12 protein-coding genes are annotated in these 14277 nt (G+C 59.8%); 3 read left to right on the forward strand and 9 right to left on the reverse strand.

Features of this window, described 5'->3' with window-relative positions; genetic code table 11:
- Window positions 1-191: 191 nt before the first annotated feature.
- Entirely contained in the window at window positions 192-1562 is a 1371-nt protein-coding gene (gene creD, locus CKW16_RS03200) for a cell envelope integrity protein CreD (protein WP_095127173.1), read from the forward strand.
- Window positions 1563-1787: 225 nt separating this feature from the next.
- Here creD and CKW16_RS03210 read toward each other — a convergent pair whose 3' ends face one another.
- The 8 genes from CKW16_RS03210 to CKW16_RS03245 form a co-directional block, all read right to left on the reverse strand.
- Window positions 1788-2417, reverse strand: a complete 630-nt coding sequence (locus tag CKW16_RS03210) for a glutathione S-transferase (protein WP_095127175.1) — start codon at window positions 2415-2417, stop codon at window positions 1788-1790.
- A 164-nt stretch (window positions 2418-2581) separates the two neighbouring features.
- Window positions 2582-2761 (reverse strand): hypothetical protein, encoded by a 180-nt coding sequence (locus CKW16_RS03215; protein ID WP_095127176.1) that lies wholly within the window; start codon window positions 2759-2761, stop codon window positions 2582-2584.
- A complete protein-coding gene (locus CKW16_RS03220) occupies window positions 2758-3888 on the reverse strand; it encodes a PepSY domain-containing protein (RefSeq protein ID WP_095127258.1) in 1131 nt (376 codons plus the stop codon). The genes CKW16_RS03215 and CKW16_RS03220 overlap by 4 nt, the downstream gene beginning before the upstream one ends.
- 72 nt (window positions 3889-3960) lie before the next feature.
- Window positions 3961-6390, reverse strand: coding sequence for a TonB-dependent siderophore receptor (locus CKW16_RS03225; protein WP_095127177.1), 2430 nt, complete (start codon window positions 6388-6390; stop codon window positions 3961-3963).
- 211 nt (window positions 6391-6601) lie between these two features.
- Window positions 6602-7573 (reverse strand): FecR domain-containing protein, encoded by a 972-nt coding sequence (locus tag CKW16_RS03230; RefSeq protein WP_095127178.1) that lies wholly within the window; start codon window positions 7571-7573, stop codon window positions 6602-6604.
- Window positions 7570-8088, reverse strand: a complete 519-nt coding sequence (locus tag CKW16_RS03235) for an RNA polymerase sigma factor (protein WP_046052410.1) — start codon at window positions 8086-8088, stop codon at window positions 7570-7572. Before CKW16_RS03235 ends, CKW16_RS03230 begins: the two co-directional genes overlap by 4 nt.
- Window positions 8089-8326: 238 nt before the next feature.
- Entirely contained in the window at window positions 8327-9034 is a 708-nt protein-coding gene (locus CKW16_RS03240; protein WP_095127179.1) for a PolC-type DNA polymerase III, read from the reverse strand.
- Window positions 9031-10965 (reverse strand): putative nucleotidyltransferase substrate binding domain-containing protein, encoded by a 1935-nt coding sequence (locus CKW16_RS03245; RefSeq protein WP_095127259.1) that lies wholly within the window; start codon window positions 10963-10965, stop codon window positions 9031-9033. Before CKW16_RS03245 ends, CKW16_RS03240 begins: the two co-directional genes overlap by 4 nt.
- Window positions 10966-11224: 259 nt before the next feature.
- On the opposite strand from CKW16_RS03245, the gene CKW16_RS03250 reads away from it, so the two are divergent.
- A complete protein-coding gene (locus CKW16_RS03250) occupies window positions 11225-11683 on the forward strand; it encodes a response regulator (RefSeq protein ID WP_095127180.1) in 459 nt (152 codons plus the stop codon).
- A gap of 58 nt (window positions 11684-11741) precedes the next feature.
- On the opposite strand, the gene CKW16_RS03255 is transcribed toward CKW16_RS03250, so the two are convergent.
- Complete coding sequence (locus CKW16_RS03255) at window positions 11742-13934, reverse strand: malate synthase G (protein WP_095127181.1); 2193 nt, start codon at window positions 13932-13934, stop codon at window positions 11742-11744.
- On the opposite strand from CKW16_RS03255, the gene CKW16_RS31575 reads away from it, so the two are divergent.
- Window positions 13917-14189, forward strand: a complete 273-nt coding sequence (locus CKW16_RS31575) for a hypothetical protein (protein ID WP_141232700.1) — start codon at window positions 13917-13919, stop codon at window positions 14187-14189. The genes CKW16_RS03255 and CKW16_RS31575 overlap by 18 nt on opposite strands.
- Window positions 14190-14277: the final 88 nt, after the last annotated feature.

Genomic DNA, 14277 nt, shown 5'->3' on the forward strand with positions numbered 1-14277 from the left:
GGAATGCCTCAATGGACGCTCTGCGTCCGCTTTTGGGACGCGGAGCGTCCCGGGCTGCATTCCCACGCAGAGCGTGGGAACGATCAAAATCAAAACACTCTCCACACACTCTCCACACACTCTCCACATTCCCCCCACAAATCCCCCACACACCCATCCCAGACTCTCCCCATCCAAACAGGGAGAGTCCCATGAACCGCAGCCTGACCATAAAACTCGGGGCAATTGCCCTTCTGATTCTGTTGTTGCTGATCCCGCTCCTGATGATTAACGGTGTGATCCAGGATCGTCAGCAACTGCGCGACGGTGTTCTCGAAGACATTGCCCGCAGTTCCAGCTACAGCCAGCAACTGAGCGGGCCGCTGATGGTGGTGCCGTATCGCAAAGTGGTGCGGATCTGGAAGACCAATGAGAAAACCAACAAGCGCTACCAGGAAACCGGCGAAGAACGCGGCCATCTGTATTTTCTGCCGGAGCGTTTCGAGCTCGACGGCAAGGTGCAGACCGAGTTGCGCTCGCGGGGTATTTACGAGGCGCGGCTGTACCACGCCGACAACCACATCAGCGGCCTTTTTTCGATTCCCGCGCAGCTGGGTATCAAGGAAGATTTCGCCGATTATCAGTTTGATCAAGCGTTTCTGACGATAGGCATCAGCGATATCCGCGGGATCGAAAATGCCCTGAAACTGGACCTCAATGGTCAGAGTCTGGACTTTGAACCGGGCACGCAACTGGGCTGGCTAGGCGAGGGGGCACACGTCATGTTGCCCGCGCTGGACAGGCACAAAGGCGCGGAACTGGCGTTCGCCTTTGACCTGCGCCTGCAGGGCACCGGCCAGTTGCAGATCACTCCGGTCGGCAAAACCAGCAAGGTGCAACTGGCGGCCAACTGGCCTCACCCGAGCTTTATCGGCAACTACTTGCCGGCTCAGCGTGAAGTCACCGGGACAGGTTTTACCGCGAATTGGCAGACTTCGTTCTTTTCCACCAACCTGGAAGAAGCCTTGACCAACTGCCTGACCAGCGACCGTTGTGACGAGTTCAAGAGCCGCAACTTCGGGGTGAGTTTCATCGATCCGGTGGATCAGTACCTCAAGAGTGATCGGGCGATCAAATACGCGCTGCTGTTCATTGCCCTGACCTTCGCCGGATTCTTCCTGTTCGAAGTGCTCAAAAGCATGGCCGTGCATCCAATCCAGTACGCGTTGGTGGGCGTGGCCCTGGCGTTTTTCTACCTGCTGTTGCTGTCGCTGTCCGAGCACATCGGCTTTGCCCTGGCGTACCTGCTGTCGGCGGGCGGCTGTGTGTTGTTGATCGGTTTTTATGTCTGCCATGTGCTGCGCAGCGTGCGTCACGGCTTGAGTTTTTCGGCGGGATTGGCGGCGTTGTATGGCTTGCTCTATGGCTTGCTCAGTGCAGAGGATTACGCGTTGTTGATGGGTTCGCTGCTGTTGTTCGGGTTGCTGGGCGTGTTTATGGTGCTGACCCGCAAGCTGGACTGGTATGGGATTGGGCAGAAGTCGGCCAAGCCGTTGGTGTTTGATATGGGAGCGGTGGAATGAGCCGGTCGTTGGGGTTGCGCGAGGATCAGCGCGAGGGAGAGGTGTTGGCGACGCTGATATTCGGGTTGTTTCCAGTCGATTCGGTGTGGTGCATTCGCGAGCAAGCCCGCTCCCACACTGGATCTCCTGTGAACACAAAAAATGTGCACACCACAGATCAAATGTGGGAGCGGCGGTGCGACGATTCGACTTGCTCGCGAAGAGGCCCGGACAACCAGTGAAAATCTAAACCTTGGGCATCGTCGCCAGCATCGAAGCCCGCTGACTCACCTCAAAGTACCAGTTCGCCAGCTTCGGATTCACCGTGCGCCATTCCAGATCCGGATGGCGCAAATCCAGGTAGCCCAACGCACAGGCAACACTGATCGCCGCTACATCGAAATGGCTGGTCAGCTCGGCAATCGCGTCCGCTTCCAGCAATGCCAGGCCGCGACGAATCTTCTCGCGCTGGCCATCGAGCCACTCGTCCCAGTGTTTTTCCGGGGCGCGCAGGGCGACTTCATAACGAATCAGCACCGCAGCGTCCATGATCCCGTCGGCCAGGGAGGCCAGGGTCAGGCGCCGCCAGCGGGCCGAGCCGTTACGCGGTATCAGCGGGTTGCCGACGTGCTGGTGATCGAGGTAATCGAGGATCACCCGGCTGTCATGGATGACGTTGCCATCGGCCAGGCGCAAGGCCGGGATTTTACCCAGCGGATTGTCTTCGTTGAGTATCAGGTCAGGGCTGACCGGCGTGAGCACGCAGTCTTGCAGCGCCACGCGGTCCTGTTGACCGGTTTCGTGCAGCAGCACCATGACTTTGCGAACGAAGGGCGACAACGGGTTGTGGAACAGGGTCATGCTGGGGGCGGACATGGCAGCGTCTCGGTGTGGGGCAGTGCTGGGCAGCATAGCGCGTTGGTCCGAGAGCTCAAGATTAACCCATGTGGGAGCGGGCTTGCTCGCGAAGGCGGTGTGTCAGTCAGCATCAATGTTGACTGACACACCGCCTTCGCGAGCAAGCCCGCTCCCACAGGGTTTTAGTGGCGTTGCAGCAGGCCGCGCAGGGCGAGGATTGCGGGAACGCCCAGGCCAAGCCAGCTCAATGCGTCCCACACACCATCCCCCAGCAACGCGGCAAACAACCCCGCGGCACTGAGCAGGGCGATAACCGTGGGGGTGGAAAAGACCTTCCAGAAATTCGACTGCCGCGGCCTCATGCTGGACTCTCCGCGTTCTCGAACGCAGGTTTCGCAGCCTTGCGCCGCACCACCCACAGGTAAACCCCGCTCCCGAGCACGATGATGGTCAGCCCATCCAGCGTCGCCCAGAGGATCTTCATCGGCATGCCGCCGTAATCACCGAAGTGCAACGGTTGAGACATGCCCATGGCGTCCATGTACCACGGGCGTTCGGCCACGGCGGTGACTTGCAGGGTGCTGGCGTCGATCAGCACCGGTGTCAACAAGTGCGAGGTCAGGTGGGTGCTGCCTTTCATGAACACCGCGTAATGGTGTTCGCTGGAGAAGCGTGTGCCGGGGAAGGCGATGAAGTCCGGCTGCATGCCCGGTGCGACTTCCTTGGCGATGTCGAGCAAGCGGGTCGCGGGTGCCAGTTGTGTCAGTGGCGGCGCGTCGCGGTACGGCGCGACCATCGCGCTCAGGCTGTCGTTGCGCCACGCGGCAATCAACAGGTCGGCGCAGGCGCTGATGACGCCGGTGACACCGACCACCAAGGCCCAGGTCAGCGTCACTACACCGATCAGGTTATGCAGATCGAGCCAACGCAGGCGGGTGGATTTGTCCTGGCGCACGGTGGCGAATTTCAAACGCCGCATGAACGGCAAGTACAGCACCGTCCCGGAGATAATCGCCACCACGAACAGAATCCCCATGAACGCCAGCAGCAACTTGCCCGGCAGACCGGCGAACATGTCCACGTGCAGGCGCAACATGATCATCATGAAGCCGCCATTGGCCGATGGCATCTCCAGCGCTTCGCCGGTACGGGCGTCGAGCATGAAGGTGTGAGACGAATTCGGTTCAGTGCCGGCGGTGGCCGCCATGATCGTAATCGCGGCGTTGGGCTCGTCTTCATCGAATCCGAAATACTGCATGACCTCGCCGGGACGATGCTGTTCAGCCGCCTGCACCAACTGCTGCAAATTCAGCAGCGGGGTGTCCGCCGGCATCGCCTTCAACTCAGCGGCATCGCCCAGCAGGTGGTCGATCTCGTGATGGAAGATCAATGGCAGGCCGGTCAGCGCGAGCATCAGCAGGAACACGGTGCAGATCAGGCTGGTCCAGGTGTGGACGAAGGACCAGCGGCGAATTGTTTTGCTTTTCATTTCATAGCCTTCAGAAATACCAAAGCCGTCCATGTCGGACGGCTCTGGTCTTGGGCGTGTCAGGTCAGGCCATTACCACTTGTAAGTGGCACTGGCGACGACGCTGCGTTGGTCGCCGTAGTAGCAGTAGAAACTGTCGCACGTGGAGATGTAGTCCTTGTCGAACAGGTTGGTAGCGTTCAGTGCCAGGGAGGCGCCTTTGAGGCTGTTGTCCAGGCGGCCCAGGTCGTAATGAACCGCGGCGTCGAACACGGTGTAGGCGTCAGCCTTGCCGAGCGAGGTATTGCCCTGGTCGCCGTAGGTATTGCCGGTGTAGCGAGCGCCGGCGCCGATGCCGAAACCGTCCAGCACACCGTTGTGCCAGGTGTAATCGGCCCACAGCGAAGCCTGCTGGTTAGGCATCAGTTGCAGACGATTGCCTTTAAAGTCGCCTTTCTGCACTTCGGATTTGGCCAGGGTGTAAGCGGCGATGACCTTGAGGTTCTCGGTCACATCGGAAACGGCTTCCAGTTCCAGGCCTTTGACTTTCACTTCACCGGTCTGGCTGGTGACCGAAACGTTGTCCGAGTTGGTCGTGGTGACGGAGACGTTTTTCTGGGTCAGGTCGTAGACCGCAGCGGTCAGCAGGGTGCTGCTGCCAGGCGGTTGGTACTTGATGCCCAGTTCCCACTGCTTGCCTTCAGTCGGCTTGAACGAATCGGTCGGCGATGCCGTGGCGTTGCTGGTCGGCTGGAACGACTCGGCGTAGGACAGGTACGGCACGATGCCGTTGTCGAACACGTAGCTGATCGCCGCGTTGCCGCTGAAGTTCTTGTCGCGCTCGGTGTTGGTGGCGTCGCCCTTGTTGAAGAACCTTGTGCCGGTGTGGACCCAGTCTTCACGACCACCCAACGTCAGGCGCCATTGGTCGAGGGCCATTTGGTCCTGGACGTACAGGCCGGTCTGGTAGGTCTTCTGGTTGTAGTCGTAAAACGCCGCCGAACGTGGCGGACGAACGATGGGCTGGCCATAGATCGGGTTGTTGACGTTGGTGGTCAGACCGTCACCGAAGATCGAGGTGTAGTTGGTGTTGGTGCGCTGGTGATCGAGGCCGATCAACAGGGTGTGACGGATGTCGCCGGTCGCGAAGTCGCCCTGGAAGTTGTTGTCCACGGCGAACTGGCTGATGTCCTCGTCGACACTGGTGCTCGAGCGGCCAACGTTGCCGTCGGCATCGACCTGGGTGAACGGGTAGGCGCCGGGGGTGAGGGCCTGGAAGGACAGGTCCGATTTGGTGTAACGCAGGTTCTGCTTGAACTGCCAGACATCGTTCAAACGATGTTCAAAGGCGTAACCCAGTGCGTAGTAGGTGCGGTCGTAGAATTCCCAGTCCGGGTCGCCGAGGTTCTTGTGATGGGAAATCTTGCCAAGCGGCGAGTGGATCTTGGTGCCCTGCACCGGCAAGAACTGGCTGGTGATCCCGGTATCGTCGCGGGTGAACTGCGTCAGCAGGGTGAATTTGGTGTCTTCGTCGATGTTCCAGGTCAGGCTCGGCGCGATGTTGTAGCGTTTGTTGTCGACGTGGTCGATCTGCGTGCCGCTGTCGCGCACCACACCGCTCAAACCGTAGAGAAACTGGCCTTCGTCATCGATCTTGCCGGTGCTGGCAAAGTTGATCTGGCGATGGTTGTCGCTGCCATATTGCACCTGGATTTCGCTGCTCGATTCGGCGCTGGGGCGACGACTGACCATGTCCAGCAAGCCACCTGGCGGGGTCTGGCCGTAAACCGATGAGGCCGGGCCGCGCAGCAGGGCGAGGCGGTCGAGGTTCCAGGTCTCCTGTTTCGGGTTGGCGTACACGCCTTTTGGCAGTGGCAGGCCGTCGAGGAATTGCGTCGGTTCGAAACCGCGTACACGCAACCAATCGGCACGGGTGTCGCTGCCGTAGCTGCTGGCGGTGATGCCGGGCATGTAGCGCACCGCGTCATCGAGGCTGTGCACATTGCGGTCGTCCATTTGCTCGCGGGTGGCGATCGAAATCGAGCGCGGTGCCTCGACCAGCGCGGTATCGGTCTTGGTGCCGGCGGCGGTGCGGGTCGCCAGGTAACCTTGCACCGGGCCCCAGGCACTTTCGGTGTTTTCCACGCCAATGACGGCGGTTTCCGGCAGAGCCATCACGCCTTCAGGCACGGCCACCAGGCTATAAGTGCCAGCGCTGCTTTGTTCCAGTTGCAGACCAGTGCCGCGCAAGGCTTCGCGCAGGGCGCCGGCTGCGTCGAATTGGCCTTTGACCGGCGCCGAGGTCTTGCCCGCTGCCAGTGAAGGATTCAACGACAGCGCCAGACCCGCCTGGCTGGCGATCTGGTTCAGGGTGCTGGCCAATGGCGCGGCCGGCAGGTTGTAGGCGCGAACGCTGGACGCCTGTTCAGCGGCAATCAGCTGACTGCTGGCCAGAGGGGCACAAAGGGCAATGGCAATCGCCAGCAAACTGGGGCGCAACAAAGTGTCTAGCGAACGGGACATACAGCGGCTCCTGAATGGAAATATTTCTCAATTGCCTAGGTGCCGGACGAGAATTCAAAAGTGATAGGGCAAGATGAAAATAATTTCGATTCAGTAAACGGGGATCGTTCCCACGCTCTGCGTGGGAATGCCTCAATGGACGCTCTGCGTCCGCTTCGGCATGTGACGCGGAGCGTCACGGGCTGCATTCCCACGCAGAGCGTGGGAACGATCATTTAGCTTCAGTCTTCGCTGCCACCGTCACCCACCACGGTGTGTGCTGTTCGATCTGCACCGGCAGGGTCGGCAGCAGGGCGCTCAGGGCCAGATCGGTGTCGTGCAGCGGAAAGCTGCCGGTGATCCGCAGGTCGGCGATTTCGGGCGCAACGCCAAGATGCCCGCGGCGATAACGACCGAGTTCATGGACCAGGTCCTCCAGCCGCGTGTTGTCCACCACCAGCATGCCGCGGGTCCAGGCATCGGCGCCGAGGTTGAGCGCGACGATCGGCCCCAGGCCATTGCTGCGCATCAGGACTTGCTGGCCTTCACGCAGAATCTGCTCTTCAGGACTCGACTCGGGATGGGCCGCCACCGCCGATTTCAGCACGCTAAGGCGCGTGCCTTCTTCTTCACGCTTGACCAGGAACCGCGTCCCCAGTGCACGCATGCTGCCTTCGCGGGTTTCGACGATAAACGGCCGGGCGTCGCCATGGCCGGTTTCGACGAGGATCTCCCCTTCCTGGAGGATGATCAGCCGTTGTTTTTCATCGAAACGCACATCCACGGCACTGTGGGTGTTGAGGTTGAGCAGCGTGCCGTCGGTCAGGCGCAGGGTGCGTTGCTCACCGGTGGCGGTGCGCTGGTCGGCCAGCCAATAGTCGATCGGCAGATAGCGATCACCGGCGAACAACGCCAACCCGATCACCGCAACGATGCTGGCCACGCCGCTGCCGAGTTTGCGCACGCGCCGGCGAATGCTTTCGCGCGATTGCAGTAACGCGGTGCGTGCCGGGCCGCTGGCAACGCTGAAGCGCTGGTCGAGCATGCCCAGTTGGCGCCAGGCCCGCGCATGTTCTTCGTGGGCGGCGTGCCATTTGGCGAACTCTTCGCGCTCCACCGGGTTGCCGGAATCCAGGGACAACTGCCAGGCAATCGCGGCATCCAGCACCTGTGCCGAGACGGGTTTGGAGCTGACCGGACTCATACCGGCTCACCGTACAGCGCGATGTAGCATTGACGAATGCCTTGGGCCAGATACTGACGCACCCGCGGCACTGACACGCCCAGGCGCTCGGCGATTTCGGCGTGGCCGAGGCCGTCGAGACGGTTATAGAGAAACGCCGCCCGGGCCTTGCTTGAAAGCTTGCCGAGCAGGCGGTCGATGGCTTTGAGGTCTTCGAGGATCAGTTGCTGTTCCTCCACCGACGGTTGTTCACCTGCGGGGATCAGCATCAGTTCGGTGAGGTAGGCCTGTTCCAGTGCGGCGCGGCGGAAATAGTCGAACAGCAGACCCTTGGCAATCGCCACCAGAAACGCTCGCGGTTCACGCGGTTCCTTCAGTTCTTCACGACCCAGCAAACGCACGAAAGTGTCCTGACTCAGGTCTTCGGCCCGTTGCGGACAGGCTACATTGCGTCGCAGCCAGGCCAATAGCCAACCGCGGTGGTCGCGATACAACGCACCAACGAGCTCACTTTGAGGGCTTTGGACTGACGACACGTAGCATCACCGATTGGGAAGTATTAACTAACGAGAATTGTTCGCGATTGTGTCAGAGGCGGGGGAGGTAAGCAATTGGCGCTGGTCGGGTGGACCGCGTCATCGTTCATCGCGGCGGTGCGGCGATCCGACAAGCCTTGCTCCTACGGGTTTTGTGTCGTTAACCAGTTTCGTGAACAACACCCAACCTGTAGGAGCAAGGCTTGCCCGCGATGGCGTCAGTCAATACACCGAATATCTAAAAGGAAGGCGCTCGCTGTCTGCGTTTCCACTGATTCATCCGCTGCTGCAAATTCAACGGACTATGAATCTGCATCTGCCGCGCCCGGCTGAATAAAATCAACGCCAGCTCAGCGGTGGCCAACGCATCGGCACTGGCATTGTGGCGCTCGAACACTTCGAGTTTGAACCAGTCGATCCACTGATCCAGCCCGGCGTCGCGAATGTGCGCCTGAGGGCAAAGCAGCGGTGCGATATCAGCCACATCCAGAAATGGATGCTGCAACTTGTAGCCCAGATGGTCTTTCAAGGCGCGCCCGAGCATGTGCTGATCGAATGGCGCATGAAACGCTAGCACCGGGCTGTCGCCAACAAATTCCATGAACTCGACCAGAGCCTGAGCCGGATCGCTGCCCGCAGCAATTGCACTCGGCCCCAGGCCATGGATCAACACGCTGGGAGCCAACTTCATGTCGGTGCATTGCAACGTGCGCTCGAACTGCTGGCTGAAATCGATCGCGCCGTCCTCGATCACTACCGCGCCGATGGACAACACTCGATCCTTGTTCAGGTTCAGCCCGGTGGTTTCCAGGTCGAGCACCACCCAGCGTTGTTCGCGCAGGCTGCATTCGCCCAGCACTGCCGCCGAAGGCAAGCGTTGCAGACGTTGTTGAAGTTCGCAGGGAAGGCTGGGACCCGCCGGGCGCAGCCATGAAAACAGGCTCATAGCTGATACCGCAGGGCGAGGCTGCTTTGCAGGCGTTGTGCCTGGCGCAGGGATTCACGCAGGATCCGTCGATCCAGATGATTGAGGCTGTCTGGATCGACCCGGTTGGAGTAGGGCAAGTTCTCCCGGGTCTGTAGCTGATGTTGCTGCATGCGGGCTTGCTGGATGAAGTGATAGGCCTCTTCGTACGCCGCACCGTCCAGCCGTTCGATGACTTCTTTATCCACCAGTTGGCGAAAGCGCTCCAGCGTGTTGTTCGCCTCGATCCCATGGGCCAACGCAAGCAGTCGGGCACCGTCGACAAACGGCGTCAGCCCCTGGATTTTCAAATCCAGGGTGGCTTTCTCGCCATTCTTGCGAGCCAGTACGAACTCACGGAAACGTCCTACGGGCGGACGGTTACGCAGGGCGTTCTCGGCCATCATCCGTTGGAACAGTCGGTTGTCATTCACCTGATCAAGAATGCCCTTACGCAGCTGCTCGCAGCCTTGCTCGTCGCCCCAGACCACGCGCAAGTCGAAATAAATGCTCGAGCCCAGCAGGTTCTCCGGCGTTGCCTCGCGGATAAACGCCGCAAAACGTCGCGACCATTCGGCCCGGGACAGACACAGCTCTGGGTTGCCGGCCATGATGTTGCCCTTGCACAGGGTGAAACCGCAGAGCGCCAGGCTCTGGTTGATCTGCTGGGCAATGGGCAGCAATTTGCCGCGAATCTCGGCGGCGTGGGCCGCGTCCCGGGCTTCGAACAGAATGCCGTTGTCCTGATCGGTGTGCAGCGTCTGTTCGCGACGGCCTTCGCTACCGAAGCACAGCCAGCTGAACGGAATGCCGGGATCACCTTTCTCGGCGAGGGTCAGTTCGATCACCCGGCACACGGTGTGGTCGTTGAGCAAGGTGATGATGTGCGTGATCTGAGTTGAAGAGGCACCGTGGGCCAGCATGCGTTCCACCAGTTGGCCGATCTCGCCGCGCATCGCGACCAGATTTTCCACCTTCTGGGCGCTGCGGATCGTCCGCGCCAAATGCACCAGATCGACCCGTTGCAGGGAAAACAGATCACGTTCCGAGACCACGCCACACAGGCGATGATCCTTCACCAGACAGACGTGGGCGATGTGCCGCTCGGTCATGGCAATCGCTGCATCGAAGGCGCTGTGGTCCGGCGACAGGTAAAACGGCGCCCGGGTCATGTGGCGCTCGATGGCTTCGTTGAAATCGTCAGTGCCGTCGGCCACCACGTGGCGCAGGTCGCGCAGGGTGAAAATGCCCAGCGGCGATTTATGTTCGTCGACCACCACAATGCTGCCGACCTGCTGCCCGTGCATCAGGGTCACGGCTTCACGCAGTGGCGTGGCCGGGCTGCAGGTCACCGGGTGGCGCATGGCCAATTCGCCCAGGCGGGTATTGAGCGAGTACTGGGTGCCGAGGGTTTCCACGGCTTTTTGCTGGACTTGCTGGTTGACCTGATCCAGCAGGCTGCTCACGCCGCGTAGGGAAAAGTCGCGAAACACGTTGGAAAGCGCGAACAGTTTGATGAACGCCAGCTTGTTCAGCTGTAGGCAAAAGGTGTCTTCGGAGGCCAGATGCTCGGTTCGAGTCGCGCGCTCACCCAGCAGCGCGGCGAGGGGGAAACACTCGCCGGTGGTGATTTCGAAGGTGGTTTCGGTGCCGCCCTTGGCCGTATGGGGGCGTTCACCCACGACCCGGCCTTGCTTGACGATGTAGAAATGCTCAACCGGGCCGTCGGCGGGCTTGAGGATGCTCTCGCCGGGCGCATAAAAACGCAGCTGACACTGCTCGACCAGGTACGCCAGGTGGGCGTGTTCCATTTGATTGAAGGGCGGGAAGCGCTGAAGGAATTGCAAAGTGCCCTGGATATTCTGCAATACCGCGGTTTTCCCTGCCTGTGTGAAGGCGTCCTCTTTACTCATAACCAATACCGCAGTCTTTTTTGAATTGTTGTTGTCGGATGACTCAGCCATGGTCGGCCCCTGCGCGCAGGGTGCCCATTGGACGTAAGTCTAGGTAGGCAGTGAACCTGTCGGTATTTGGGAAATGTCTTACGCAACTGTGGGAAAAACCTCCTACATTGGCTATAGGAAACCTTTCCGACGAAGTGCACCCTGAAGGTCTGCTGGGTGATGTCACACGGAAGTGATAGGCAATTGAATTGGAAAAGCAGAGAAAGCCATGTCCGACCACGATATTTTGAGTGACGCCGAGCGCAAGGCGCTGAGTGACGTCATGCTGGAACCTGACCTGCCGCCGCAGCGAGTGCTGATCGTCGACGACGATAAAGACGCGCGCGAGTTGCTGTCGGAGATTCTGGCGCTGGACGGGGTGCGCTGCATGACTGCCGCCAGTGGCGAAACTGCACTCAAGATGTTGGAGACGATGCCATCGATTGGCCTGGTGATTACCGATCTGCGGATGAGAAATGTCGATGGTCTGGACCTGATCCGGCAGGTTCGTGAATCGGTTCGGGCGGCTATGCCGTTCATCATCGTTTCCGGCGACGCCGACGTGGAAGACGCGATCGCTGCGATGCATTTAAGCGTGGTCGACTTCCTGCTCAAACCTGTCGATACCGGCAAGCTGTTGGCGCTGGTCAAGCATGAGTTGGGAATGGATGTGCAGGAACCGATTTGAAACAAAAAAAGCCCTGATCTTGCGATCAGGGCTTTTTTTGTCCGGCGTCAGCGCTTAGTTACAGGCCATTGGCAGCCTTGAACTCGCGGCGACGACGGTGCAGGACCGGCTCGGTGTAGCCGTTCGGCTGCTTCGTGCCTTTGACCACCAGTTCGACCGCCGCCTGGAAGGCGATGTTGCTGTCGAAGTTCGGCGCCAATGGACGGTACAGCGAGTCATTGGCGTTTTGACGGTCAACCACTGGCGCCATGCGCTTGAGGCTTTCCATGACCTGATCTTCGGTGACGATGCCGTGACGCAGCCAGTTGGCGATGTGCTGGCTGGAAATCCGCAGCGTCGCACGGTCTTCCATCAGGCCGACGTCGTTGATGTCCGGCACTTTCGAGCAACCGACGCCTTGGTCGATCCAGCGCACCACGTAACCGAGAATGCCCTGGGCGTTGTTGTCCAGTTCGTTCTTGATCTGTTCCGCGGTCCAGTCTGGATTGACGGCCAACGGGATGGTCAGGATGTCATCCACCGAAGCGCGTGCACGTTTGGCCAGTTCGGCCTGACGGGCGAACACATCGACCTTGTGGTAGTGCAGCGCATGCAGCGCAGCAGCGGTCGGCGATGGAACCCAGGCAGTGTTGGCACCGGCCATCGGGTGAGCGATTTTCTGTTCGAGCATCGCTGCCATCAGGTCCGGCATGGCCCACATGCCTTTACCTATCTGGGCGCGACCTTGCAGGCCGGTGCTCAAACCGATATCGACGTTCCAGTTCTCGTAGGCGCCGATCCACTTCTCAGCCTTCATGTCCGCCTTGCGCACCATCGGGCCGGCCTCCATGGAGGTGTGAATTTCGTCACCAGTACGGTCGAGGAACCCGGTGTTGATGAACACTACACGCTCGCTGGCAGCCTTGATGCAGGCCTTGAGGTTGACCGTGGTACGGCGTTCCTCGTCCATGATCCCGACTTTCAGCGTGTTGCGCGGCAGACCGAGTACTTCTTCGATGCGACCGAACAGCTCGTTGGTGAACGCCGCTTCTTCCGGGCCGTGCATCTTCGGCTTCACGATGTAGACCGAGCCGGTACGGCTGTTCTTGCGCGAATTGTTGCCGTTGAGGCTGTGGATTGCCGCGAGGCTGGTGACCAGACCGTCGAGGATGCCTTCCGGCACTTCGTTGCCATCCTTATCGAGGATCGCGTCGATGGTCATCAGGTGACCGACGTTGCGCACGAACAGCAGCGAACGACCATGCAGGCTCAGTTCTTTACCATCGACACCGGTATAAGTGCGGTCGGCGTTCATGGTGCGAGTAAAGGTCTGATCGCCCTTGGAGACTTCTTCCGACAGATTGCCCTTCATCAGGCCGAGCCAGTTGCGGTAGATCACCACTTTGTCATCGGCATCGACGGCGGCGACCGAGTCTTCGCAGTCCATGATGGTGGTCAGCGCGGCTTCCATCAGGATGTCTTTGAGGCCGGCAGCGTCGGTCTGGCCGACCGGGGTGCTGGCATCGACCTGGATTTCGAAGTGCAGGCCGTTGTTTTTCAGCAGGATCGCGGTCGGTGCGGCTGCATCGCCGTGGAAACCGATCAGCTGTGCATCGTTGCGCAGGCCCGAGCTCTTCAAAACGGAGTTGCTGCCGCCTTTAAGGGCGACCACCAGTTTGCCGTCAACGATCTTGTAGCCGGTGGAATCGACGTGAGTCCCGGCAGCCAATGGCGCCGCTTCGTCGAGGAAGGCGCGGGCGAAGGCGATGACCTTGTCGCCGCGAACCTTGTTGTAGCCTTTGCCTTTTTCCGCGCCGTCAGCTTCGCTGATGGCATCGGTGCCGTAGAGCGCGTCATACAGCGAACCCCAACGGGCGTTCGAGGCATTGAGCGCAAAACGGGCGTTCATCACCGGAACCACGAGCTGTGGACCGGCCATGCGGGCGATTTCGTCATCGACGTTTTGCGTCGTTGCCTGGAAATCGGCCGCTTCTGGCAGCAGATAACCGATGTCTTGCAAGAAGGCTTTATAAGCCACGGCGTCGTGCGCCTGACCGGCACGGGATTGGTGCCAGCCATCGATACGAGCCTGGAAATCATCGCGTTTGGCGAGTAGGGCTTTGTTCTTCGGCGCCAGGTCATGAATGACCTTATCGGCACCGCCCCAGAACTTATCGGCGGTGAGGCCGGTACCGGGAATGGCTTCGTTGTTCACGAAGTCGAACAGGACTTTGGCGACCTGCAGGCCACCGACTTGAACGTGTTCAGTCATTGCTTGCCTCACTCTGCTCAGCTATTTCGCTTTTCAGCTCTTCAATTTAACAATGAAGCCTCTGGCCATTTAAACCACAAACCCATCTACCAGTGCATGCCATTGCTGGCGGCTGGGTTCGATCCGATCAACGGCTTTACGGCCTTGCTGACAGGGCTTTCAGGGTTGTGGCTGCACCTGCGGCAGACATCGATCCAGCGTTATGTAGTGCGCGCTGCGGCATACTACATGATGAATTGCGCTTGTGAAAATTAGACTAATTACGTCGTTCTGCGACGCCATGACGCATTGCAGTCACGTCGGGGAACGGGATGTTCTCAAAAAACTATTGGATTGTTCCAGT

The sequence above is a fragment of the Pseudomonas sp. Irchel s3h14 genome (assembly GCF_900187425.1).
GTDB lineage: Bacteria > Pseudomonadota > Gammaproteobacteria > Pseudomonadales > Pseudomonadaceae > Aquipseudomonas.

Bases quoted from the DNA above. Each gene is read 5' to 3' on its own strand.
- CKW16_RS03210 (WP_095127175.1), bottom strand. From the start codon at position 2,417: ATGTCCGCCCCCAGCATGACCCTGTTCCACAACCCGTTGTCGCCCTTC.
- CKW16_RS03255 (WP_095127181.1), bottom strand. From the start codon at position 13,934: ATGACTGAACACGTTCAAGTCGGTGGCCTGCAGGTCGCCAAAGTCCTG.
- CKW16_RS03230 (WP_095127178.1), bottom strand. From the start codon at position 7,573: ATGAGTCCGGTCAGCTCCAAACCCGTCTCGGCACAGGTGCTGGATGCC.
- CKW16_RS03220 (WP_095127258.1), bottom strand. From the start codon at position 3,888: ATGAAAAGCAAAACAATTCGCCGCTGGTCCTTCGTCCACACCTGGACC.
- CKW16_RS03225 (WP_095127177.1), bottom strand. From the start codon at position 6,390: ATGTCCCGTTCGCTAGACACTTTGTTGCGCCCCAGTTTGCTGGCGATT.
- CKW16_RS03240 (WP_095127179.1), bottom strand. From the start codon at position 9,034: ATGAGCCTGTTTTCATGGCTGCGCCCGGCGGGTCCCAGCCTTCCCTGC.
- creD (WP_095127173.1), top strand. From the start codon at position 192: ATGAACCGCAGCCTGACCATAAAACTCGGGGCAATTGCCCTTCTGATT.
- CKW16_RS03250 (WP_095127180.1), top strand. From the start codon at position 11,225: ATGTCCGACCACGATATTTTGAGTGACGCCGAGCGCAAGGCGCTGAGT.
- CKW16_RS03215 (WP_095127176.1), bottom strand. From the start codon at position 2,761: ATGAGGCCGCGGCAGTCGAATTTCTGGAAGGTCTTTTCCACCCCCACG.
- CKW16_RS03245 (WP_095127259.1), bottom strand. From the start codon at position 10,965: ATGAGTAAAGAGGACGCCTTCACACAGGCAGGGAAAACCGCGGTATTG.